The sequence below is a fragment of the Paenibacillus sp. PAMC21692 genome (genome assembly GCF_014303795.1).
Lineage (GTDB): Bacteria > Bacillota > Bacilli > Paenibacillales > Paenibacillaceae > Pristimantibacillus > Pristimantibacillus agaridevorans.
Genome location: NZ_CP060293.1, coordinates 3,718,067 through 3,741,585 on the forward strand (window position 1 = coordinate 3,718,067; position 23,519 = coordinate 3,741,585).

Below are 23,519 nucleotides of genomic sequence, written 5' to 3' on the forward strand. Positions count from 1 at the left end.
AAGGAGGCGACAAGATGCAGCATATGGAGGCTGCCGCGTCAGCAGGCGCGCATCAGCGAAGTCAACCAAGTCGCCGAGAAGATTTGAAGAAACATATGGTCAGATACAAATGGCTGTATCTGTTCCTGGTTCCGGGCTGTCTTTATTTGCTGATATTCAAATATATTCCGATGTTTGGCATCATGATCGCGTTCAAGGATTTCAGTCTTGTCCGGGGCATCTGGGCAAGCTCGTGGATAGGGTTCGAAAACTTTGAATATCTGATCCGATCCGCCGATTTCTACAAGGTATTGCGCAACTCATTGATTTTAAGCTTCTATCATCTTGCGTTCGGATTTCCCGTGCCGATTATTCTGGCGCTGATGCTGAACGAAGTGCGGAATATGATATTCAAGAGGGTCAGCCAGACGCTGTTGTACCTGCCTCATTTTATATCATGGGTCGTGCTGTCGGGGATGGTCATCAACTTTCTGTCTCCCTCGACGGGTCCGATTAATTTCATCATCAAGGAAATGGGGTTTGACCCGATTCCGTTCCTGCTCAAGCCGGAATATTTTCGAACGATTCTGGTATCGGCGGAGATCTGGAAGGGAGCTGGCTGGGGCACCATCATTTATTTGGCGGCGATGACCGGAATCGATCCTTCGCTCTACGAATCCGCCAAGCTGGACGGGGCGTCGCGCCTTCAGCAAATCCGGTACATTACGCTTCCGGGCATTGCCTCGACGATTACCGTGCTGCTGGTGCTGCAAATGGGACATGTGCTCGACAACGGGTTCGAGCAAGTATTCCTGCTGTACAATCCGGCAACCTATGAGGTGGCCGACGTGATTGAAACGTATACGTACCGAATCGGTCTGATTGACGGCCGAATGTCCTTTGCGGCTGCCGTAGGTTTGTTCAAAGCGGCAGTGGGTCTGGTCATGGTGCTGGCTGCTAACCGGGTGGCCCGTTTGTTCGGAAATCAATTATGGTAGGTGATGGATCGTGATCCGGAGAAAACCGGAGATGCTGGACGTAATCAATTATACGCTTATAACGCTGATATGCGTCGTGATGTTGTATCCGTTCATGAACGTCGTGTCCGTTTCCTTAAGCTCCTACAGTTCTTATGTGCAAAACCCTCTGATGGTGTGGCCGGAGGATGTGACGCTCGGAGCTTACAAGGAAATCATGAAAAGCGGAATGCTCTGGAGAAGTTATGCGAATACGATCATCGTCACGGTCAGCGGCGTTGGCATAGGCATCCTGTTGTACATTCTGACCGCTTATCCATTGTCCAAGAAGGCGCTGAAGGGACGCAGAACCCTGATGCTGCTCATCGTGTTCACTATGCTGTTCAACGGCGGGCTGATCCCGAATTTCTATTTGATGCGTTCGCTAGATTTGCTGGACACGCTGGCATCGCTGGTGCTGCCGGCGCTGTTAACCGGCTTCAACCTGATTTTGATGAAAAATTTTTTTGAGTCGCTTCCCGAGGAGATCGAGGAGGCGGCCCGCATCGACGGGGCTTCCGACCCTTACATTTTGTTCCGTATCGTGGTCCCATTGTCCAAGCCGATTATCGCCACGTTATGCCTGTTCGCGGCGGTCGGCTACTGGAACAATTTTTTTAACGCCATAGTCTACATTCGCAACCCGGACAATTGGCCGCTTATGCTGTACTTGCGGGAGGTGATAGAAGGAGCGAGCACGATGGCCCGCTCTGCCAACGCAGCTGAAATGGGAGCGGAAATGATGACTAGCGAAACAATCAAATACGCTACGCTGGTTCTCGTCATGATACCGATATTATGCGTATATCCATTTCTGCAAAAATATTTTGTCAAAGGCATTATGCTAGGCTCTGTCAAGGGATAAACCGGGCAATTACTAAAAAATGTTGGAGGGGTTCAAGATGCAATCGAAACACAAAATCCTGTTTGGCTCAATGATGGCCGGCATACTGCTTCTTGCCGCATGCTCGGGCAACGGCGGCAATCCGGCGAGTCCGTCGGCCCAGCCGAGTGCGTCCGCACAAAACGGCAATACGCAAGGCGGCAAAACGGAGGACGAAGCGCCGGTCGAAATTAAAATAATGGCCAATTATACGAAGCCGGAATTAACGGATAGCGATAAGCAGTTTATTGAGGAAATCGAAAAGCTGAACAATGTCAAGCTTAATTTTGAAATTCCGCCGGCAACGGGGTACAGCGAGCAACTGCAGCTGATGCTTGCTTCCGGCACTTATCCGGACGTCGTCATGTTTACCGACACGGCCAACCAAAGCTTCCAGAACGCGGTGAAGGACGGCCTCCTTATCCCGGTGAACGAATATATTGAAAACGCCGAATATTTGCAGCAATATACGTATCAGGCTTCATGGGATCAATTGAAAATGAATCAGGACGACAATATTTACGGTATACCGCGTACGTCAGTGGTGCGCAACGACGCCTATTTTGTCCGTCAAGACTGGTTGGACAAAATCGGCTTTGAGGTGCCGGCGGATTTTGCGGTTACGCTTGACGAATTCGCCTATATCCTCGAGCAGTTTACGAAAGGCGATCCCGACGACAATCAGAAGAACGACACTTACGGCTACGGCGGCGCCTACAACGGCAATAAAGTGTTGGATCCGATCGTACCGGGCGCTTTTAATCTGACGGGCTGGCAAGCGGCAGAAGGCGGCGAATACGCCTACATGAATCCACTGTACGACCGCAACGGCGACAATTTCAAAAAAGCGCTGGAGTTCAGCGCCCGCATGTACACAAGCGGCTATTTCGACCCCGATTCGGCAACCAATGATTACAGCAAGCAGCGTGAGCGCTTCGTCAAAGGGCTTACCGGCGTATTCCCGGGTTTCTCCGGCCATTACGACCGATTGATCAACGATCTGAAGCAAACGAATGCGGACGCAGAACTGACGTATCTGTTTGTCAAAAACGAAAACGGCGAAGTGAAAGGCGGCTCGCTGGCGGCCTCGTCGACAGGGCTGTGGGGCTTCTGGGGCATTACGTCCACGGCAAAAAATCCGCAAAAAATTGTCGATGTGCTGAACTCATGGATTTCCGACGATATGTGGGATAAAACGGCTAAGGGTTACGAGGGAGTGGATTATGTCGTCGTCGGCGACAAGAAGGCGCCCACCGATCCGCCTGCGGTTGTGGCGGAAGTCCGCCAATCCACGATGCGGCGGGCCAACGATACGTCGTTTTTCCTGACGGTCAGTCTGACGGATGAGCAACGCGCCAAGATTGTGCCATGGCTGGAGAAATCCATTGAGACGGTCGTGCCCGCGAAGGACAATGCCTTTATCCCGGAAGCGGCGAAAAAGCCGGATTTTATGGATTACACGAAAACATGGCAGCAAACGATCATGCAGATCATCATGGGCGAGAAGCCGGTGAGCGAGTTTGACAGCTTGCTGGAGGGCTGGTACAAAAACGGCGGCGGCGACTATGTGCAGCAAATGAACGATTACATCGCGAAGATGGAAAGCTCCAAATAAACGATAGCCGGAGGAGAGCGGGAAAGTCGAGCTCTCCTCCGGCCATTGCGAGGAGGGTGGCCGATGAATGCGGTTCAAGAAGTGATTACAGCCGATGTGCTGATTGCCGGCGGAGGGACGGCAGGCTGCAGCGCAGCGATTGCGGCCGCCAGGGAAGGCGCGCGCACGGTGCTGCTCGATATGGATGACGGCGTAGGCGGCGTAGCCGTTCGCGCCAATGTAAGCGACTATCATTTCGGCTCCCGCGGCGGGTTGCAAAATGAAGTTGATCGACGAGTAAAGGCCAGACAAAACATTCTGGGGGGAAGAGAGGCCATTTCGCACCCGGAAGCCAAACGTTCCGTATATGGGGAACTGCTCAGCGACTGCGGAGTTCGGACCATGCTGGGGCATCTGATCTATGACGTATTGGTCGAGGACGGAGCCGTTGTCGGGGTGCTTGCGGCGGGGCCGGAGGGCCCAACGGAGATTCGCGCAAAAGTGACGGTGGATTGCACGGCGGAAGGCGACGTGTCGGCGATGGCGGGCGCTTCCTATTCGGTTGGCAGGCAATTCGACGGGGTGTCCCATTCGTATTCCTTATGTCCCCGCATCATGCTGCATAATCCGAAAACGGGCAAGCTTCGCCTGCATTTGAAAAACTTCGATGCCGGATGGGTCCATTCGCCCAGCGCCGAGGATGTCAGCCGCGCCTACCAAGAAAGCCGACGGCATCTTCTGAATTTGCTGGAGAGCGGGAAGACGGATGTACATATGTTGTCCGTGGCCCCAAAGCTCGGGATCAGGGAAGGGCGGCATATTGTCGGCGATTATGTGCTGGCGCTGGACGATTTCCTGCACGATCGCCATTTTGAAGATGTGATCGCAAGAGCTTTTTCCTATTATGACACCCATGCGCGGGATCTCGGGAATGAATCGGATTTTGCGCAAATCTGGCTGGTCATGCTGGATATGACCGAAAAAAAAGGCCTCTGGTGCGATATTCCGTACCGCAGCCTGCTGCCTGGCGGGGTCGAAGGTTTGCTGGTTTCCAGCCGCGCGCTATCGGTCGATCGGGACGTGTCGATGGCGATCCGGATGCAGCGGGATATTCAGAAGATCGGCGAGGCGGCGGGCGTGGCCGCCGCGATGGCCATGCGTCTGCAAGTGAAGCCGCGGGAAGTGTCCGTGCCCGATCTGCAGCGCAGACTGGTGGAGCTTGGCGTATTAAACGAACCCGATTTGATTCGGACGGATACGGCCAATTTGCAATTTCGCAAGGGCGAGCTGGCCGAGCGATCGCTTTCCCCGGAGCTTGTGAGCCAGTTGCCGCCTGCGGAGGCGCTGGCGCTGGCACGGCTGCTGGCGGAGCGGCTCGGCGCGGAGGAACAAGCGCTCGCGGTCTGGTGGCTGAGGCTGCTCGGAGAGCGAGCGGCCGAGGCGCTGCTGGAAGCCTTCGGCAGGGAGCTCGCTTCTTGCGCCGCCGCTGAGTCGGCGGCAGCGGCAGGCATCGAGCATGCAGCGCGGGCCTGCGGGGCGCCGCCGGAAGTGGAGCTTGCGTCGGGAGCCTGCGGGGCGCCGACGTCCGGATGCCGCATGGCGGCTATGGCTCTTGCGCTGCTGGGAAGACGGGAAGCAGAGCCTGTTCTGCTTCATATGTTCCGGAGCAGGTTGAACGGCAGGGCCAATCCCGGCTCCTACCCCGAATGGATTGCCGCCCTTGCCGCGCTCCGGCTCATGGGCAGCAAGGCGCTGGCCGCATCCGAAATAGTGGCTGCGCTGCATGAGAAGGATTACAATACCGGCATCTGCAGCATGCTGCTTCAATATTTGGAGACGGTATGCTGGGAAGTGAAGGCAGAGGATCGGGATAAGCTGGCGGAAGGATTGCTGCAATGGTCAAGCCGGCCGGGCATCGGCGACAATTACGTGCCGCCCGAGGCTGACGCGCAATTGTCCGTCCGCTGGAACTTGCAAATGCGAACGGGCATAATTGTGGCTCGCTTGGGTCTGGGCCGGCAAGGGCGCGGGCTTTGCGAAACATGGCTGAATGACGAGCGGGTGTCCGTCAGGCGGGCTGCCGCCAAGGCGTTGGAGCGCATAGAGTCGAATACGCGCACGGAAACGTTCGAGCAGAGGGGAGACAATGCGGGATGAGGCGGATACGATATGATGCGGTAGTTGCAGGCGGGGGATTGGCGGCCATGATGCATGCATGCGCTCTGGCGGAATCGGGGCGCAAGGTGCTGATCGCGAACAGCGGCACGTCGATTGCGCACGAGATCGGGCTGTCGCGAATGCCATTGGCAGGAATGCGCGAGCTTGCGGACCGCTATCCGCTCTTTCAGTCGTGGCTGAATGAGCTGTCCGCATGCGGCGCCTTGAAGGGAGATCGTATGGATCCGGTGCGCACGCAGCTTCTTGCGGATCGTTTCGTCCGGGATAGAGGCGTGGACGTACTGCTCGAGACGTTCCCCGTCGAGCTGCTGCGTGACGACGATGGGAGCGAAGCGCATGTTCCGGGCGCAAGCGGAGAAACGCGGGTAACGGGCATGCGCTTCGCCACGCGCGAGGGGATGCGCGTCGTCGCATGCGACGCTGTGGCCGATTGCACGGAATCGGCGGTACTTGCTTCGCAATTGCTGGCAATGGAGCGGGTCAACCCGTCCGAGCTGCCCGCCTTGTGGACGCTGACCTTCCTTAAGCGGGGCATACCGGTGGAAGGCGGAGGCGAACAGGCGCAAAACGGCGAGACGGTTGTTGCGGAAGCGGCGCGTTCGAAAGGGGATCTCCGCCATCCGGAGAGCTTTTCCTTCGACCTGGGCTCTGCACATTTCGAATGTCTGGTCCAGCCGGCCTTTCGCGAAGAAGAATACTACGTCATGACGGCCGTATATTCGCCAGACGGCCGTGCGGGGACGGAGATCGGGTTTACGGCGATGCTGGAGCAGGTGTATACGCGCATCAAGAGTCAAGCTGACACGCTGCTCGGCCCGCTGCTGCATGTCAGCGAGAAGTGCTGGACCGCGCCGAGGTTTGTATGCTCATCGTTGCCTGCGGGAAGGGTGGAACAAAGGAATGCTGCCTGGTTGGAGACGCCGGACGGATCGTTCGCCGTTATCGGGTGTTGGACGATGGAGAGCCGTCGGATTATTAAGGCGGCCGGGGCGCACGGGATGGGAGGGGCGGCGCTGCGGCTGCAGGTGGATGCGGCCATGGAAGCGGCCCGGGCCGTGCGGCTGCCGGGATGAAGTCCGGAAAGTACGGATTACAGGGAGTTTAACAACAGCATCTCTCCTCCTGGAATGGGTTGACCCTCCTAATTTGAGGCGCATTCCGATTAATCTTCGCGCATCGGGTGCAATTAAAGTTCTGTTTTGATAAAATAGACAGGACTTAAGGGACAGACCATAATCAGGAGGCATACATAGGATGAGAAACGATGGCAGGCAACCGAATGAGCTTCGTTCGGTCACCATAACGGCAAACGTAAATAAACATGCGGAAGGTTCCGTCATGATCGAGTTCGGCGATACGAAGGTGATCTGCACCGCAAGCGTGGAGGAACGCGTCCCTCCTTTTATGAAGGGACAAGGCAAAGGATGGGTAACGGCGGAGTACGCGATGCTGCCGCGAGCGACCCATTCGCGCAATCAGCGCGAAGCGGCGAAGGGCAAGCTGACGGGTCGGACAATGGAAATTCAGCGTTTGATTGGCAGGGCTTTGCGGTCGGTCGTCGATCTGCAAGCGCTTGGCGAACGCACGATTACGCTGGATTGCGATGTGATTCAAGCGGATGGCGGAACAAGGACGACTTCGATTACCGGCGCATTCGTCGCGCTCGCGATCGCCGTGAACAAGCTGTCGGCGAACGTCAATTTCTCCAAGTTCCCGATCCGCGACTTCCTGGCATCGGTTAGCGTAGGGGTCATTGGGGAGCGTGCGCTGCTCGACCTGAACTACGAAGAGGATTCCAAGGCGAAGGTCGACATGAACGTTGTCATGACGGGCCAAGGAAGATTCGTCGAGGTGCAAGGAACGGGCGAGGAAGCGACGTTCTCCCGCGATGAGCTGAACGAGCTGCTCGGGCTGGCCGAAGGCGGCATTAACGAGCTGTTCGCGAAGCAGCGCGAAGCGCTGGGCCCGATCGCGGACCGGATCGGGAGGTAACCGAGAATGGGAGACGACAATACGGCTGCCGGGAACCGCAGCGAATTGGGCGATGCCAACGTTGTTGTAGTCGCGACCGGGAATAGCGGCAAAGTAAAGGAATTCGCCCATGCACTGGGTAAGCTGGGCAAGCGCGTCCTTAGTCTGCACGACTTCCCGGATATTCCGGACATTGTGGAGGACGGCGACACTTTCGCGGCGAATGCCCGAATTAAAGCGAAGACGACTGGCGACGCATTAGGCGTACCGGCGCTTGCGGACGACTCGGGTCTGCGCGTTGAAGCGCTCGGCGGAGAGCCGGGCGTCTATTCGGCCCGATATGCAGGGGAAGGAGCGGCCGACGAAGACAATAACGCCAAGCTGATTCGGGAGCTTACGAGCATCGGCGCCAGCTGTTCGGAGCAGCAACTGGAGGATGGTTCTCGGCAACTCAGCAAAGCGCAGTTCGTCTGTGCCCTTGCGCTGTACGACCCTGTCACAGGAGAATTCGTGGAAGCGGAGGGCACGGTCGACGGCTTCATCACGGACAAACCGCACGGAGCCGGAGGTTTCGGCTACGATCCTCTCTTCTGGCTACCGCAGCTTGGCAGGGGCATGGCGGAGCTGAGCAAGGAGGAGAAGGGAGCCATCAGCCATAGGGGCGATGCGCTTCGAAAGCTGATTCCTCTACTTATGAAGCAGCAATAATTTCGAGCGATGTCTCCTAATGAAGCGGCTGCTCCGAAAGTGTTCGCATGATATGAGAACATCTCGATTTGCAAACGAAAGGACCTCTAATTCCACTTTAAGGTGGAGTTTGAGGTCCTTTTTCTTGAAGAAAATCTCAGCCCACGCTTACCTTGTAATGCTTCAGCCACAGGTTGACCTGGTACAAATACGCGAATATCTGCGGGCCTGACATCAGTTGGCCGAACCAAGGAATGTTGGACTTCGCGGAATCGGATTCCGCCAACGACCTGACTTTCTTTATATCGATCAAAGGAAGAATCGGGGAGTTCGGATCGTTTAGCACGTCGAGCAATAATTTTTTGACCGCGGTCAAATAGTTGGGGTTATGCGTTTTCGGGTAAGGGCTTTTTTTGCGATAGAGCACATCGTCCGGCAGAACGCCTTGCAGCGCCTTGCGAAGAATGCCCTTCTCGCGGTCTCCCGCCGTCTTAATCTCCCAAGGGATGTTCCACACGTATTCGATCAAGCGGTGATCGCAAAACGGGACGCGCACCTCGAGACCCGCCGCCATACTCATCCGGTCCTTGCGGTCCAGCAGCGTCGGCATAAATCTCGTTATGTTGAGGTAGGACATGCGCCGCATCCGGCTTAGCAGCTCATCCTCGCCGGCCAGCTTCGGAACTTCGGCCACGGCTTCGGCATAACGGTCGTTGATATACTCCTGAGGCTTGATCCAGGCGGCCACCTCCGGAGACAGGAGGTCCGCGCGCATAGCCGTAGCGAGCGACCAAGGGAACGTATCGGCCTTCAGCGCTTCCTCGCGGTGGAACCAAGGGTAACCGCCGAATATTTCGTCCGCAGCTTCGCCTGACAAAGCCACGGTTGCGCCTTTTTTGATCTCGCGGCAGAAGAGCAACAACGACGCGTCAACATCGGCCATGCCTGGCAAATCGCGGGCAAGGGTGGCGTCCAGAAGCGCATCGACGAGTTCGGGCGTGTCGAATTGGATCGGATGATGGACCGTACCGAGATGGGAGGTCATCCGTTCAATCCAGGGCGCGTCGCTGTTCGGCTGAAAGGCATGTGCCTGAAAATGTTTGTCATTATCCCGATAATCAACGGAATAGGTATGCACATTGCCTTGCCCATTAGCATCATAATATTGGACCGCAAACGTCGTTAGAGCGCTGGAATCGAGGCCTCCAGACAGCAGCGTGCAGACCGGCACGTCGGACACAAGCTGACGTTCTACTGTATCGCGCAACAACTCTCCGACATGCCTTGCCGTCTCCTCGACGGAATGCTCGTGAGGCGTGCTGCGAAGCTGCCAATAAGTGATCGTTTTGACCCCGGAGCGGCTAACGACCATGCATTGACCGGGTTTCAGTTCAGTGAGATTTTTATACACGCCATGGCCCGGCGTGCGTGCAGGACCCATGACAAAGATCTCCGCGAGACCTTCGGCGCCGACTTCGGCTTTCACGGCGGAGTGCTCCAGAATGCATTTCGGCTCGGATCCGAACAGGAAAAGCCCGTCGACTTTGCATATAAACAAGGGCTTTACGCCAAGCCGATCGCGCGCGAGGAACAGCTCCTGCGCTGTCACATCCCAGATTGCGAATGCGAAAATGCCGTTAAACCGCTCGACGCAGGAGCGGCCCCATTCCATGAAAGAGACGAGCAGCACTTCGGTGTCGCACGTCGTCGTGAACGTTCTTCCTCTGCTTTGCAGCTCCTTGCGGAGCTCGGGCGCGTTGTACAACTCGCCATTATAGACAACGATGTATTGATCGTCGCCCGTGTACCTGATCATCGGCTGGGCGCCATTCTCGGGATCGATGACGGACAAGCGGCGATGTCCTAGCGCGCAATGCGCGGAAATCCAGGTGCCTGCGGCGTCCGGCCCGCGCGGCGCAAGCGTTTCGGTCATGCGCTCCAGATCGGCGCTTTCCCGGGTCAAGTCACTGTTCCAATCGATCCAGCCGGTAATTCCACACATCTATCTCATTCCTCTCTATGCTGGACTCCAGTTGCGATAATAAACAGTTATATGCGGAAAAAAGGGATAAAATGTCTGTCCACAAGGGGAAGCTAAGGAAGGCATAACCCGAAGTTTGTCGCAAGCTGTACATGCGATGGAGGTGAATTCAGATAATGGAAGGTCAAGGCGAGCAATTGCGCGGAAGCGACGAAGAACGGCAGCATCTCTATGTATCCGTCCAGGCGGGGCAAATATTGACCGATCCCGAGGCGGCCGCTTACGAGTTGGATATCGTTGCGAACGAAGAGGAAGTGTCGCGTCTTCGCGAGCTGTTCGAAGAGCTGTCGAGCATGGCGGAGGCGGAGCTTGGCTATTACGCAAGGCCTGTCGCTAAAAGCGACCATGACGAAACGATTAACGGCGCCAGCGATGAAATCATTACGAGGATCTACCGGTTGTTATACGAATGCGGCACGGAATCCACTCGGAGACATATTTCCTCTATGGGGCTGCTATAGCCAGCTTCATTATCCCGATCACTTATGGCGGCCAGGCCTCACTGCCGCCTTTTTGCATTCTAAATTCAAACAACAACCGCCCGGATCACCGGGCGGTTGTTGTTCTGGTCGGGCACCGGAGCCTGGCCGTCAAGCGGGCGGCGGCGTTTCCTCCCTGTTCTTGCGTGTTCGGATGTACAGCTCGTACGATTTGACCCCTACGATCTTGACGATCATGTAGATCGGAATGACTAGCAGGAAACCGACGATGCCGGCTATGTCCCCGCCTACCAGGACGAGAATGATCGTGGTCAGCGGATGGATATCCAGCTTCTTGCCGAACACGTAGGGCGCAATCAGATTATCCTGTACCTGCTGGGCTGCGAGAATGATGACCAGAGACCAGATGGCCGTGGCCGGCGACTCGATCAGGCCGATGATCACGATCGGAATACTGGATAGAATCGCGCCGATGACGGGGAAGAAATTCAAGATGACCGCGACCACCGTCAGCAGAAGCGCGTAGGGCAGACCGATAATAAGAAAGCCGATGTACATAAGAACGCCGAGCGCCAGGTTGACGATGACCCGACCGACGATAAAATTGCTTAACGCCTGATCGATGTCCCCCAGCATGGATCGGCCGTCCTCCTTATAGCGGGAGGGAAAGAACCAGACTAGCCGATTTTTGAACTTGCCGCCTTCCTTCAGCATGTAGAAAAGCATGATCGGGAAGGTGATCAGCACGATCGCAAAGTCGGAGAAGAAGGTGAACAGACCGGATACTGAGCTGCTGATCACGTTAAAGCCCTTGTTCAGAAATTCGGTTACTTGTCCCGAAATGTCCGTGTTGGCAGGCAGCAACGGCGCAATATATTCATTGTCGCTCAGCTTTTCGAGCTGTTCGTTGATACCCGCGAATATGGCCGGAGCGTTATGCACGAGATTCATCACCTGGCTTTTCAGAGAAGGCCAGACTCCGATAAAGAACACCGCGAGCAGCAAGGAAATAACAAGGTACAGCAGCAGAATGGCGAGCGTCCGGTTCAGCTTCTTGCCTTCCAAATAATCGATGAGCGGCCTCATCAAATAATAGAAAAACCCGGAGAGCAGAAGCGGCGTCAGAATAATGCTGAAAAGCGAGAGCAGAGGGGTGAAGATGAATGAGACGAGCGAACTCAAATAAATAATACCCAGTACGAGCAGCACTGCGATACATACCCGTATAAAGACGTTTAGCTTGATCATCGTTTCTCTCCTGTTCCTATCCATTCCAATTGTATCGATGCGATGCAACGAATCAGTAATACGCGGGGAGAAGCCGCCGGTAGCAACAAAAGAGTCAGGCCGCAGGGTTCCAGCCTCATGTTATCATAAATATGATTGCGAGTGTTGTAATGCTGATCCAAAAAACCATCAATCCAATATATGGGATCCCTATCTTTACATAGGGTTAGGGGGTATGTTAAAGTGTATACAAAGGGGTTGATTGAACTGGATAATACAATAATTGAGGCTACCTCATGCGACCATACATCCTCTGCAGAGCGGAAAAGTCATCATTCCGATAAAACGAAACGCAGCTTGATGCATCGTTTAAATCGGATCGAAGGGCAAGTGCGAGGGGTGAAGGGGCTGATCGAGCGAGACACTTACTGTGATGATGTTTTGATTCAAATTGCTTCGATCCAGTCCGCCCTTAATGGATTGGGGAAGCAGCTTTTGGAACACCATTTAAAAAGTTGCGTCGTTGGACGGATCGAAGAAGGCGATCATGAAGTGCTTGATGAGCTTTTGATCACGGTAAATAAGTTGATAAAATAATTAAAATAGGGGGGATGCTTTAGAATAAGCAACCCCCCTTTAATTGTTTCCTATGCAATCATCTTCCGGCATGCTTCCGCACAACGGAAACAGGCTTCAGCACAGCGTTTGCAATGCTCGTGATGTTCGTGCTTGGCGCACTCATTGCCGCAAGCCTCGCAGATCTCGGCACACAAGCGGCAGATTTCCTTAACAAAGGGGCTATTTCTGGACATGGCCGCAGCGGCCAGCGCGCAAATGTCAGCACATTCGCGATCCAGTCGGATGCACTCGGCCATCATCTTAACGTTATCTTCCTTGAGACAAGCATCGTAACAGTGATTGCATTCCTGCATACATTTCAGACATTCTTCGATACATTGTTTGTAATGTTCATGCATGGGTATCACTCCTTTATTTTGGATTCGAATATAGTGTACCCCTCTGTACTATATGTGAAACACTTGTGACAACTATAACTACAATCAAAAAATAGATTGGCAGGGAACGTTATGAAAACCATCTTAATTGTCGACGATGAAAACAATATTCGCGAGGTTATTCGATCTTATGTACAAAAGGAAGGTTACCGGACGATTGATGTGGAGACAGGGGGTGAAGCCCTTCAGTGTGTGCGCAGTCAGCCGGTGGATTTTGTGATACTGGATTTAATGCTGCCCGATATGGAGGGGGAGCAAGTATGTCAGGCCATCCGGCAAATCGATTCCGTTCCCATTCTCATGCTTACAGCCAAAGTTTCCCAAAACAATCGTATTCGAGGGCTTTCGGTAGGAGCGGACGATTATGTGTTAAAACCATTCGACCCTAGAGAGGTCGTGGCGAGGGTTCGAACGATATTACGGCGATCGGATGATGATGTGCTTCTAGCCGACCGTTTGACGTTTAATCATGGCGAGTTGATGATTGATTCGATGAAGCAGCGAGTCGTTCGCTCCGGCGAGCTGGTGAATCTTACGCCGAACGAATATAAAATATTGCTTTTGCTCGCCAAATATCCGCAACGATGTTTTCAAAGGGACGAGCTGATTGAGCGAGTTTTGGGTCACGATTTTGAAGGTGATGTGCGTACCATCGATCAGCATGTAAAAAATCTCCGCCACAAGATCGAAAGCGATCCGAAGAAGCCGGTTTATCTGGTGACCGTGTACGGTTTCGGATACCGTTTCGCAGGTGAAACGGTATGAACCGTCGACTCTATTCGAGGCTCGCGTTCATTATTATTGGCACTGCGGTCGGCATTGTTGTCGTTTCAAGCGCGGTACTTCTTTTTACAACACATTACCATTTTCAGATGTATCAATCGCAAGCTTCTGTTATAGGTCATGACTTAATAGAATTGAATTACCATTTGGAGCTGGCTTTGTTGCAAACGATTCTTTGGACATGCTTCGTGTCGATTGTGCTCGCGATAGTGCTTGGCTTTTATGTGGCCAAACGGATCTCGTCCCCTCTGGTACATATGAAGCATGTGGCGGAAAAGATGACGGTTGGCGAGTGGCACGCGCGGGTCTCCCTTTCCGGCACAGACGAACTGGCCGAATTGGGAAGGTCCATCAACACTCTTGCGGCGCAGTTACAGCATCAGGAACAACTTCGGGTGACGATGACGGAGAATATTGCCCATGAGCTGCGAACACCATTGACAACTCTGAAAAGCCATATGCGGGCGCTGGAAGACGGCATTTGGGAGCCGACCCCATCTCGTATTCATACCTGTTACGAAGAAATTGAACGCTTAACGGAGCTAGTCGCCGAACTGGAAGATTTAAACCAACTCGAATCGCCCGGCTTTCAATTGGTACGAAAGGAAGTACGGCTTGCGGAGGTCATTGCACATGCCGTCAATCTAGTCGATGCGTCATATCGGGAGAAACATGTCCGCTTGGATTATTCGGTCGATCCGGATGTTCGGGCGCTTATAGATCATGACCGGATGATTCAGGTTTTGGTGAATTTGCTGAGCAATGCGCTCAAATTTACAGCAGAACATGGTGAAGTAAATATTTCGGCAGCTGAAGAACTAACGGAGATCCGGATCGTTGTAGAGGATTCGGGCGAGGGGATTCCTCCCGAAGATCTGCCCAACGTTTTTGAACGCTTTTACCGTGCGGATAAATCGCGAAGTCGCAGAATTGGAGGGAGCGGACTCGGATTAACCATTGTAAAGCAGCTTATAGCCGCTCACGACGGACGCATTAAAGTAGATAGCGAAAAGGGTACAACATTTACGATTCGACTTCCCAAGCTCTTAAGTGAATCTACACAAGTTCTTCAAAAGTATAAGGTAGATTAGTTGTGTAAGTCGAATCAAATTACTGAAAGGAGTAAGGAAAAATGAAAAAAGCGCTGATATTATTAGGACTTGCCGCTACGCTCGTGCTCAGCGCATGCGGGAACGGCAATAACGACAAGTCCAATGACCCGAATAACGGGATACAGAAAGAGGGGGATAACGGTCATGCCGGCATGGATCATTCCGGTTCAAGCGGGGCTCCGGAAGGAATGCAAAAAGCCTCCAATCCGAAGTTTCCCGAGGGAAGCGAGGCCGTCATTACCGATGCGCATATGGACGGTATGAAAGACGCGGCAGCTAAGATTGCGGGCGCATTTGACACGACGGTATATATCGTGTCTTACACACCTGCAAGCGGCGGTGAACGGGTAACGGATCATAAGTGGGTCGTGCATGAAGAAATCAAGGATGCAGGCAAAGAACCGTTTAAGCCCGGCGATGAAGTGGTTTTGGAGGCTGACCATATGACGGGGATGGAAGGTGCTGCAGCAACCATCGATTCTGCGGAGCAGACGACCGTCTATATGATCGATTTCACCTCAACGACAACCGGCGAAGAAGTGAAAAACCATAAATGGGTGACGGAAGACGAGCTGGCTTTGCCATAGAAAAACAACAACTCATGAGGCATGGCCTTTGTATTTCAAGTAATAAAAAATCCCCGCTGGCCCGGTAGAATTAAGGGCTCGCGGGGATTTCATTATTTTAAAAAATAATCATATGCAACGTAATGGCGTCCCAGGAGGGATTCGAACCCCCGACAACTCGCTTAGAAGGCGAGTGCTCTATCCGACTGAGCTACTGGGACACTGTTTGATAATATATCATGCCGACCTATGGTTTTGCAAGTAAAAAAATGGAGAAATTAAAAAAAGATTGCCGAACATAATGTTGCCTTTTGAAGATATAGGACTTTGTTTGGCGCGGACGACCATGCGTGGTATAATCGATCGCAGGATTATTGAGAACCTATTTTTACGAGCATGCCTTAAGGCGGTGTTATCATTACGACTCCTCAAGAGCCACATACGGATGGCAAGGACAATGTTTATTTATTCCCCAGCATGCTGGATCAGTACCAGATCTCGCTCACGAGGATGCTGGAGGCCGAACAATACAGGGAAGCGAAGGAGCTTCTCCGTTTTCTGCTGCAATGCCAGGGGCAGGAGAAACGCCATTATGAGGAATGGACGAATCTGCTGAGTTGGCTGGAGATGGCGTTCCCGGCGGGGAGCGAGGCTGCAGAAGAGAACGCGCAGGAAAGCGGTCAGGACGAAGAGGCGCTGCGTGCCGAGCTGCTGAAGCCGCCCGTTCAAGATGAAGCGTATATCAGCCAGGTGCTCTATATTATGCGCAACCATCCTATGATGGACCAGCAGCAGCTGGCGCTGGAGCGCGCCGTCTACATCGATGATCCCGGCGTTGACGCTGCCATCCTGGAATGGCTGAAGGATGAGAGCCTTCATCCCATCCTTCAATTCAAGGCGCTGCAATGTCTTAAGCGGAGAGGGGCGACAGGGGAAATACGGCTTAGACGGCTGGATGAGGATGTCGTGCTGGAGATCGAAGCGACCCCTCTGTCACTAGAAGAATTCCCGACTCCGGTGGGTGACATCCTGGAGCGTACGATCGCGGTTGCAGAGGTTGACGACCCGACGCTGCCTCATTTCGCCACGGAACTATGGAAGGAAAGCCTGCAATTCCTTTATGGGACATCGGCTTACGGGTGGATGCTTAGAGACGAGGATGCGACGGTGGATTGTTTCGCGGCCGCGCTGCATCTTACGCTGCATCTGACGGTATACGGTTCGGCGAACGACGACGATATACGCGATACATATGGCATTTCCGACAGTCTCAGATTCCGTTATGAACAGGCTTGCCGAACGCTCAGAGGCATTGCGATGCTGCTGCAAACGGGCGGCGATGAACATCAGCCTTGATAACTTGTCCATCTTTGTTTATAATAGAATGGTTTATGTAACGTGAAAACTATGGATGCATGCGCATTTTTGGAGGGGAAGGCATAAAATGAAAGCAACTTGGGAAAAAATAGACAAGAACATCGTATCTATCGATGTTGAGGTGGACGCGGACAAAGTGACCGGCGCTCTGGACCAAGCCTTTAAGAAAGTGGCGGCGAAGGTTAACGTTCCTGGTTTCCGCAAAGGCAAAGTTCCGCGGGGAATCTTCGAATCCCGCTTCGGAGTAGAGAGCCTTTATCAGGATGCAATCGACATTCTGTTGCCGGAAGCTTACACGACTGCTGTTCAAGAGAACGAGCTGCAGCCTGTAGACCGTCCCGAGATCGACGTTACGCAATTCGCGAAAGGCCAAACGTTCAAGTTCGTCGCGAAAGTAACGGTTAAGCCAGAAGTAACGCTTGGCGAATACAAAGGCCTTGAGATCGATGCGGTCAGCGCCGAAGTAACGGAAGAAGAAGTGGCGGCCGAGCTGGAGCGTCTGCAACAGCGTCACGCCGAGTTGACGGTCGTCGAAGAAGGAGCTGCCCAAAATGGCGACATCTCCGTTATCGACTTCGACGGATACGTGGACGGCGAGCAGTTCGAAGGCGGCTTCAGCGAGCGTTATTCCCTGGAGCTTGGATCGAACTCCTTCATCCCGGGCTTCGAGGACCAAGTAGTGGGCATGCAGCTTGGCGACTTCAAGGACGTGGAAGTAACGTTCCCCGAGACGTACCATGCAGAGCACCTCGCTGGAAAAGCTGCCGTATTCAAAGTGAAGCTGCACGAGCTTAAACGCAAAGCGCTTCCTGCCCTGGACGACGAATTCGCCAAAGACGTAAGCGAGTTCGACACGCTGGAAGAATACAAAGCCGACTTGAAAACGAAGCTTCTGGAAAGCAAGGAGAAGGAAGCGGAGCAAGCGCGTGAAGTAGCGGTTGTCGACAAAGCGACGGCTGCGGCGGAAGTCGAAATTCCGGAAGCGATGATCGACACGGAAACCGACTATATGGTGAAGGACTTCGAGAACCGTCTGCGCATGCAAGGCATGAACATGGATCTGTATTACCAGTTCTCCGGCCAGAACGAAGAAGCGCTGCGCGGTCAAATGCGTTCCGACGCCGAGAAGCGCGTACGCAACAACCTCGTGTTGGAAGCGATCGCGAAAGCCGAAGGCTTCGACGCGACGGAAGAGGATCTGGCTGCAGAGCTGGAGAACCTGTCCAAGCAATACAACCGTCCTGCGGAAGAACTGCGCGACATTTTCGAGAAGAACGGCAACATTAGCAACCTGCAAGAAGATATTCTTCTTCGCAAAACGATCAAGTTTCTGCTTGACAACAGCAAAACTGTCTAAAAAAGCAATCTCTTAATACGGTTAGACATACGCTCCATGCGTGTGCATGGGAAGCGACATAGAAGAATAGGTTAGATCGAGGATAAGGCGCGTGCATGTAACGTGCCTTATTTTCACCCTACATATGAAATAGGCGGATCTCTTCGACCGCCAGGCAAGCGTACATATCAGGCGTCGGTCGCCGTATACTGTAGTATTCGGCGAAATGACAATCCATAACTTAACGTGTTACAATAAGGATGCATTCCAAGTCCACAACGAAAAGAGGTTGGTCGCATGAACCTGGTACCGATTGTAGTCGAACAGACGAATCGCGGAGAACGGTCCTATGACATTTACTCCCGATTGCTGAAAGATCGCATTATTTTTCTCGGGAGTGCCATTGATGACGATGTCGCGAACTCCATCATCGCTCAGCTGCTGTTTTTGGCGGCCGACGATCCGGAGAAGGACATCCATCTGTATATCAACTCTCCCGGCGGCTCTGTAACCGCTGGAATGGGAATATATGATACGATGCAGTATATCAAGCCAGAAGTATCCACGATCTGCATGGGTATGGCGGCAAGCATGGGCTCCCTTCTTCTTACAGCCGGTGCGAAGGGCAAACGCTTTGCTCTGCCAAACGCAGAAGTGATGATCCACCAGCCTCTCGGCGGCGTCCGAGGCCAGGCAACGGATATCAAGATTCATGCCGACTGGATTCTCAAGACAAAGCAGAAGCTGAATCAAATCTATGTCGACCGCACAGGTCAGCCATATGAGAAGATTGATCGCGACACCGACCGCGATTACTTTATGAGCGCGGAAGAAGCCCTGAATTACGGTCTGATCGATAGGGTCATTACGGCGCCGCTGGGCTAACATAAACATTCAAGGGGTGAGTACATGTTCAAATTCAATGACGAGAAGGGTCAATTGAAGTGTTCGTTCTGCGGCAAATCGCAGGATCAGGTGCGCAAGCTGGTCGCCGGTCCTGGCGTCTATATATGCGACGAATGTATCGAGCTTTGCACCGAAATCGTGGAAGAGGAGCTCGGCAACGATGAAGAGCTTGATCTGAAGGATATTCCGAAGCCGAAGGATATTCGCGCCATTCTGGATTCCTATGTCATCGGTCAAGACTTTGCCAAGAAGTCGTTATCCGTTGCCGTCTACAACCATTACAAGCGGATTAATTCCGGCAGCAAAATCGATGACGTCGAGCTCCAGAAGTCGAATATTCTGCTTTTGGGTCCTACAGGCTCGGGTAAGACGCTGCTGGCGCAAACGATGGCCAAAATTCTTAACGTGCCGTTTGCAATCGCCGACGCCACTTCCTTGACGGAAGCCGGCTACGTAGGCGAAGACGTTGAAAATATTTTGCTCAAGCTGATTCAAGCCGCCGATTACGATGTGGAGAAAGCCGAGCGCGGCATTATCTACATCGACGAGATCGACAAAGTAGCCCGCAAGTCCGAGAACCCGTCGATTACGCGCGACGTATCCGGCGAAGGCGTACAGCAGGCACTGCTAAAAATTCTGGAGGGTACGGTCGCATCCGTTCCGCCGCAAGGCGGACGCAAGCATCCGCATCAAGAATTTATCCAGATCGATACGACGAACATTCTGTTTATCTGCGGCGGCGCATTCGACGGCCTCGAGCAATTGATCAAACGCCGGATCGGCAAAAAGGTCATCGGCTTTAACTCCGCGGGAGACACGACCAAGGATTTGAAACCGGGCGAATACTTGGGCATGGTATTGCCCGAGGATCTGCTGAAATTCGGTCTTATTCCGGAGTTTGTGGGCCGTTTGCCTGTCATTTCGACGCTGGAGCCGCTTGACGAGCCGGCATTGGTACGGATTTTGTCCGAACCGAAAAACGCTCTTGTAAAGCAATACCAGAAACTGCTCGAGATGGACAACGTAAAGCTCGACTTCGAGCCCGGAGCGCTCGACGCGATCGCGAAGGAAGCCATCAAGCGCAATACCGGCGCCCGCGGGCTTCGCGCCATCATCGAGGGCATTATGCTCGACGTGATGTACGAGGTTCCGACGCGCGATGACGTGAACACTTGCCTGATTACGGAGAAGTCCGTGCAGGAGAAGATCATGCCTGAGCTTTCCGCCAAGAAGGGCAAGAAGAAGGAAGAAAGCGCCTGATAAGGGACGATACTCCACCCCGTGGCCTGCGATAACACGCTTGCCGCGGGGTGGACTTTGACGTTTTTGTCACCTTTCCGCCGATTCGGCGTAGTAGTTATAGCGTGTTCAAAGTCCATTTGTCGGCACTATCTTCGTACTACGCTGCCCGAGATTGGACGCATGATGGGAGAGATCATAATGTATAAACGCCAGGATACGATTCCGGTGAAAGTCGGCGATCTGACGATCGGCGGCAGCAATGAAGTCATCATTCAGAGCATGTGTACGACAAAGACGGCTGACGTAGAGGCGACCGTGGCCGAGATTCTTCGTCTGGAAGAAGCGGGCTGCCAGATCGTTCGCGTAACCGTCAATAACAAAGAAGCTGCGGAAGCGATCAAGGAAATTAAGAAACGAATTCATATTCCGCTCGTTGCGGATATTCATTTTGACTACAGGCTGGCTCTTGCCGCAATCGAAAACGGCATCGACAAGGTTCGGATTAATCCCGGCAACATCGGCCGCCGCGAGCGTGTGGAAGCCGTTGTTAAAGCTTGCAAGGAACGTGGGATTCCAATCCGGATCGGCGTCAACGCAGGTTCCCTGGAGAATCACTTGCTGGAGAAATACGGATATCCGACGCCGGAAGCCATGGTGGAGAGCGCGCTTTTCCACATTGGCATTCTCGAGGAGCTCGACTTTCACGATATTATCGTCTCGCTCAAGGCGTCCGACGTGCCAATGGCGATCGCGGCTTACAGCATGGCGGCAGAGAAGATCAAATATCCGCTCCATCTTGGCATTACGGAAGCAGGCACTTTGCATACCGGCACGATCAAAAGTTCGGCGGGCATAGGAGCGTTATTGGCTCTGGGCATCGGGAATACGGTTCGGATCAGCCTCAGCGCTGATCCTGTTGAAGAAGTAAAGGTTGCGCGCGAGCTGCTTAAGACTTTCGGTCTTATTACAAACGCGGCTACGCTCGTATCCTGCCCGACATGCGGCAGATTGGACATCGACTTGTTCTCTATCGCCAACGAGGTAGAGGAGTATATCTCCAAGATCAAAGTACCCATCAAGGTGTCGGTGCTGGGTTGTGCGGTTAACGGTCCAGGCGAAGCGCGCGAGGCGGATATCGGCATCGCGGGCGCTCGAGGTGAAGGCATGTTGTTCCGTTACGGCGAGATGATTCGCAAAGTGCCGGAAGCGGAGCTGCTTAACGAGCTGAAAAAGGAAATCGACAATATCGTGACCGTGTTTGAGGCGACCGGCGAAATTCCGGGACGCAAAAATCACGCCCACGCCTAATGTGCAATAAATGAGGTTATCTGAACCGTCTAACGACCGTCAGAAGGCCTCTTCTTTTTTTCTGGCGGGGCAAGCGATTATTCCTGTATCCAAGCGGCAATACTGACAGAATACGGTTGGTATGAAAGGAGCGGGAAGGTTATGAGTTTAAGTTTGGTATTAATGCTGATTCAAGTGTTCTTTGCCGTGGTAATTGGATTGTACTTCTGGAATTTGCTTCGCAACCAGAAGACGAACCGATCGGCTGTTGATAGAGAGTCCAAGAAGGAGATGGACAAGCTCAGAAAGCTTCGCTCCATCTCGCTTACGAAACCTCTCGCGGAGAAAACGCGTCCGCAGACGATGAACGATATTATCGGACAGCGAGACGGTCTGCGCGCGCTGAAGGCAGCGCTTTGCAGCGCCAATCCTCAGCATGTCATTATTTATGGACCGCCCGGCGTAGGCAAGACGGCGGCTGCCCGCGTCGTGCTGGAAGAAGCGAAAAAAAATCCGTCATCGCCGTTTTTGGCCGATGCGAAATTCACGGAGATTGACGCGACGACGGCCAGATTCGACGAGCGCGGCATTGCGGATCCGCTCATCGGCTCGGTTCATGACCCGATTTATCAAGGGGCCGGAGCGATGGGAGTGGCGGGCATTCCGCAGCCGAAGCCGGGCGCAGTAACGAAAGCGCATGGGGGTATTCTGTTCATCGACGAAATCGGGGAATTGCATCCCGTGCAGATGAATAAATTGTTAAAGGTGCTGGAAGATCGCAAGGTATTCCTCGAAAGCGCCTATTACCATTCCGAGGATGCCAATATTCCGTTATACATACACGATATTTTCCAAAACGGATTACCTGCGGACTTTCGTCTTGTTGGCGCCACGACACGCTCCCCCGGCGAAATTCCGCCCGCGATCCGTTCCCGCTGCATGGAAGTATACTTCCGGCCGCTGCTGGCGGATGAGATCGCGCAGGTGGCGGAGAATGCCGTCAAGAAGATCGGATTTCCTCCGTGCCCGGAGGCGATCGACGTCGTGAAACGGTATGCTACGAATGGCCGGGAAGCCGTCAACGTTATTCAACTGGCTGCAGGCGTGGCGCTATCGGAGAAACGGGATGCCATCGCGGCAGCCGATATCGAATGGGTTGTCAACAGCAGCCAAATTCCGCCTCGCCCGGACCGCAAAGTGCCAAACGAGCCCCAGGTGGGATTCGTGAACGGTCTTGCCGTCTACGGTCCCAATATGGGGACGCTGCTGGAGATCGAAGTGAGCGCTATTCCCGCTGATTCCGGCAAAGGTACATTCAACATTACTGGCGTTGTTGACGAAGAAGAGTTGGGGGGAGGCTCGCGTACGCTCAGGCGTAAGAGTATGGCAAAGGGCTCTGTCGAGAATGTCTTGACGGTGCTCCGCAGAATCGGCCTGAATCCGCAGGACTTTGACTTGCATATCAACTTCCCGGGCGGGACTCCAATCGATGGACCATCCGCGGGCATTGCGATGGCAACGGCGATCGCTTCGGCAATTCGGGAGATGCCGATCGACAACAAGCTTGCCATGACGGGCGAGGTTGGCATTCATGGCAACGTGAAGCCGGTCGGCGGCGTGCTCGCCAAGGTAGAGGCGGCATTTCAGGCCGGGGCGGTGCAGGTCATCATACCCAAGGAGAATTGGCAGGCGATTTTCGCCGATCTGGACGGTCTCAAGGTTATACCGGTCGATAGGGTGGAAGAGGTATTCAGACACGTATTTCCAGAGTTGGAGACCGCTCGAGAGGAGAAAGAAGTGCCTGCCGTGAGCGAATTGTTTAGGCCAAGCAGCCTTCCTTATTTGCAGGCGGATTCCGCGGAGTGATAAGATAAGGTA

General features: G+C 53.6%; 21 protein-coding genes and 1 tRNA gene. 18 read left to right on the top strand and 4 right to left on the bottom strand.

Annotated elements, in window-relative coordinates; genetic code table 11:
- Positions 1 to 14: 14 nt before the first annotated feature.
- The 7 genes from H7F31_RS14640 to rdgB all read left to right on the top strand — a co-directional run bounded on the left by H7F31_RS14640 (position 15) and on the right by rdgB (position 8,329).
- Complete coding sequence (locus H7F31_RS14640) at positions 15 to 977, top strand: ABC transporter permease (protein ID WP_315970563.1); 963 nt, start codon at positions 15 to 17, stop codon at positions 975 to 977.
- 10 nt (positions 978 to 987) lie between these two features.
- Positions 988 to 1,860: a carbohydrate ABC transporter permease gene (locus tag H7F31_RS14645; RefSeq protein WP_187104776.1), complete on the top strand. Its 873-nt coding sequence runs from the start codon at positions 988 to 990 to the stop codon at positions 1,858 to 1,860.
- 37 nt (positions 1,861 to 1,897) lie between these two features.
- Positions 1,898 to 3,493, top strand: coding sequence for an extracellular solute-binding protein (locus tag H7F31_RS14650; protein WP_187104777.1), 1,596 nt, complete (start codon positions 1,898 to 1,900; stop codon positions 3,491 to 3,493).
- A gap of 63 nt (positions 3,494 to 3,556) precedes the next feature.
- A complete protein-coding gene (locus H7F31_RS14655) occupies positions 3,557 to 5,629 on the top strand; it encodes an FAD-dependent oxidoreductase (protein ID WP_187104778.1) in 2,073 nt (690 codons plus the stop codon).
- On the top strand, positions 5,626 to 6,723 hold the full coding sequence (locus H7F31_RS14660; RefSeq protein ID WP_187104779.1) for an FAD-dependent oxidoreductase: 1,098 nt from the start codon (positions 5,626 to 5,628) through the stop codon (positions 6,721 to 6,723). The genes H7F31_RS14655 and H7F31_RS14660 overlap by 4 nt, the downstream gene beginning before the upstream one ends.
- A 181-nt stretch (positions 6,724 to 6,904) precedes the next feature.
- On the top strand, positions 6,905 to 7,642 hold the full coding sequence (rph, locus tag H7F31_RS14665) for a ribonuclease PH (protein ID WP_187104781.1): 738 nt from the start codon (positions 6,905 to 6,907) through the stop codon (positions 7,640 to 7,642).
- A gap of 6 nt (positions 7,643 to 7,648) precedes the next feature.
- On the top strand, positions 7,649 to 8,329 hold the full coding sequence (gene rdgB / locus H7F31_RS14670; RefSeq protein WP_187104783.1) for an RdgB/HAM1 family non-canonical purine NTP pyrophosphatase: 681 nt from the start codon (positions 7,649 to 7,651) through the stop codon (positions 8,327 to 8,329).
- A gap of 136 nt (positions 8,330 to 8,465) precedes the next feature.
- Here the strand turns inward: rdgB and asnB are convergent, their stop codons facing one another.
- Complete coding sequence (gene asnB, locus H7F31_RS14675; RefSeq protein WP_187104784.1) at positions 8,466 to 10,310, bottom strand: asparagine synthase (glutamine-hydrolyzing); 1,845 nt, start codon at positions 10,308 to 10,310, stop codon at positions 8,466 to 8,468.
- A 155-nt stretch (positions 10,311 to 10,465) separates the two neighbouring features.
- Between asnB and H7F31_RS14680 the strand changes: the two genes are divergently transcribed.
- A complete protein-coding gene (locus H7F31_RS14680; RefSeq protein ID WP_187104786.1) occupies positions 10,466 to 10,810 on the top strand; it encodes a hypothetical protein in 345 nt (114 codons plus the stop codon).
- Positions 10,811 to 10,939: 129 nt separating this feature from the next.
- Here the strand turns inward: H7F31_RS14680 and H7F31_RS14685 are convergent, their stop codons facing one another.
- The gene (locus H7F31_RS14685) at positions 10,940 to 12,037 is read right to left on the bottom strand and encodes an AI-2E family transporter (protein WP_187104789.1); all 1,098 of its coding nucleotides are present in this window, start codon (positions 12,035 to 12,037) and stop codon (positions 10,940 to 10,942) included.
- A gap of 246 nt (positions 12,038 to 12,283) precedes the next feature.
- On the opposite strand from H7F31_RS14685, the gene H7F31_RS34185 reads away from it, so the two are divergent.
- Positions 12,284 to 12,613: a metal-sensitive transcriptional regulator gene (locus H7F31_RS34185; protein ID WP_315970576.1), complete on the top strand. Its 330-nt coding sequence runs from the start codon at positions 12,284 to 12,286 to the stop codon at positions 12,611 to 12,613.
- A 50-nt stretch (positions 12,614 to 12,663) separates the two neighbouring features.
- On the opposite strand, the gene H7F31_RS14695 is transcribed toward H7F31_RS34185, so the two are convergent.
- Positions 12,664 to 12,993 (bottom strand): four-helix bundle copper-binding protein, encoded by a 330-nt coding sequence (locus H7F31_RS14695; RefSeq protein ID WP_187104793.1) that lies wholly within the window; start codon positions 12,991 to 12,993, stop codon positions 12,664 to 12,666.
- Between the two features lie 111 nt (positions 12,994 to 13,104).
- Here H7F31_RS14695 and H7F31_RS14700 point away from each other — a divergent pair, with 111 nt between their 5' ends.
- From H7F31_RS14700 to H7F31_RS14710, 3 genes are all read left to right on the top strand, one after another.
- Entirely contained in the window at positions 13,105 to 13,797 is a 693-nt protein-coding gene (locus tag H7F31_RS14700) for a response regulator transcription factor (RefSeq protein ID WP_187104794.1), read from the top strand.
- A 107-nt stretch (positions 13,798 to 13,904) separates the two neighbouring features.
- Entirely contained in the window at positions 13,905 to 14,906 is a 1,002-nt protein-coding gene (locus H7F31_RS14705) for a HAMP domain-containing sensor histidine kinase (protein ID WP_315970564.1), read from the top strand.
- A gap of 41 nt (positions 14,907 to 14,947) precedes the next feature.
- Positions 14,948 to 15,514: a YdhK family protein gene (locus tag H7F31_RS14710; RefSeq protein ID WP_187104798.1), complete on the top strand. Its 567-nt coding sequence runs from the start codon at positions 14,948 to 14,950 to the stop codon at positions 15,512 to 15,514.
- A gap of 123 nt (positions 15,515 to 15,637) precedes the next feature.
- Here H7F31_RS14710 and H7F31_RS14715 read toward each other — a convergent pair.
- Positions 15,638 to 15,714, bottom strand: a tRNA-Arg gene (locus tag H7F31_RS14715).
- A gap of 289 nt (positions 15,715 to 16,003) precedes the next feature.
- On the opposite strand from H7F31_RS14715, the gene H7F31_RS14720 reads away from it, so the two are divergent.
- The 6 genes from H7F31_RS14720 to lonB all read left to right on the top strand — a co-directional run bounded on the left by H7F31_RS14720 (position 16,004) and on the right by lonB (position 23,507).
- Positions 16,004 to 16,849 carry a hypothetical protein gene (locus tag H7F31_RS14720; RefSeq protein WP_261800423.1) on the top strand — a complete coding sequence of 282 codons (846 nt, stop codon included), beginning with the start codon at positions 16,004 to 16,006 and terminating at the stop codon, positions 16,847 to 16,849.
- An 88-nt stretch (positions 16,850 to 16,937) separates the two neighbouring features.
- Positions 16,938 to 18,227: a trigger factor gene (gene tig / locus H7F31_RS14725; RefSeq protein WP_187104801.1), complete on the top strand. Its 1,290-nt coding sequence runs from the start codon at positions 16,938 to 16,940 to the stop codon at positions 18,225 to 18,227.
- A 276-nt stretch (positions 18,228 to 18,503) separates the two neighbouring features.
- On the top strand, positions 18,504 to 19,091 hold the full coding sequence (gene clpP, locus H7F31_RS14730; RefSeq protein ID WP_087566544.1) for an ATP-dependent Clp endopeptidase proteolytic subunit ClpP: 588 nt from the start codon (positions 18,504 to 18,506) through the stop codon (positions 19,089 to 19,091).
- Between the two features lie 24 nt (positions 19,092 to 19,115).
- Complete coding sequence (gene clpX, locus H7F31_RS14735; protein WP_087566543.1) at positions 19,116 to 20,372, top strand: ATP-dependent protease ATP-binding subunit ClpX; 1,257 nt, start codon at positions 19,116 to 19,118, stop codon at positions 20,370 to 20,372.
- 180 nt (positions 20,373 to 20,552) lie between these two features.
- On the top strand, positions 20,553 to 21,662 hold the full coding sequence (gene ispG / locus H7F31_RS14740; RefSeq protein WP_087566542.1) for a flavodoxin-dependent (E)-4-hydroxy-3-methylbut-2-enyl-diphosphate synthase: 1,110 nt from the start codon (positions 20,553 to 20,555) through the stop codon (positions 21,660 to 21,662).
- A 141-nt stretch (positions 21,663 to 21,803) separates the two neighbouring features.
- On the top strand, positions 21,804 to 23,507 hold the full coding sequence (lonB, locus tag H7F31_RS14745) for an ATP-dependent protease LonB (protein WP_187104803.1): 1,704 nt from the start codon (positions 21,804 to 21,806) through the stop codon (positions 23,505 to 23,507).
- Positions 23,508 to 23,519 lie beyond the last annotated feature (12 nt).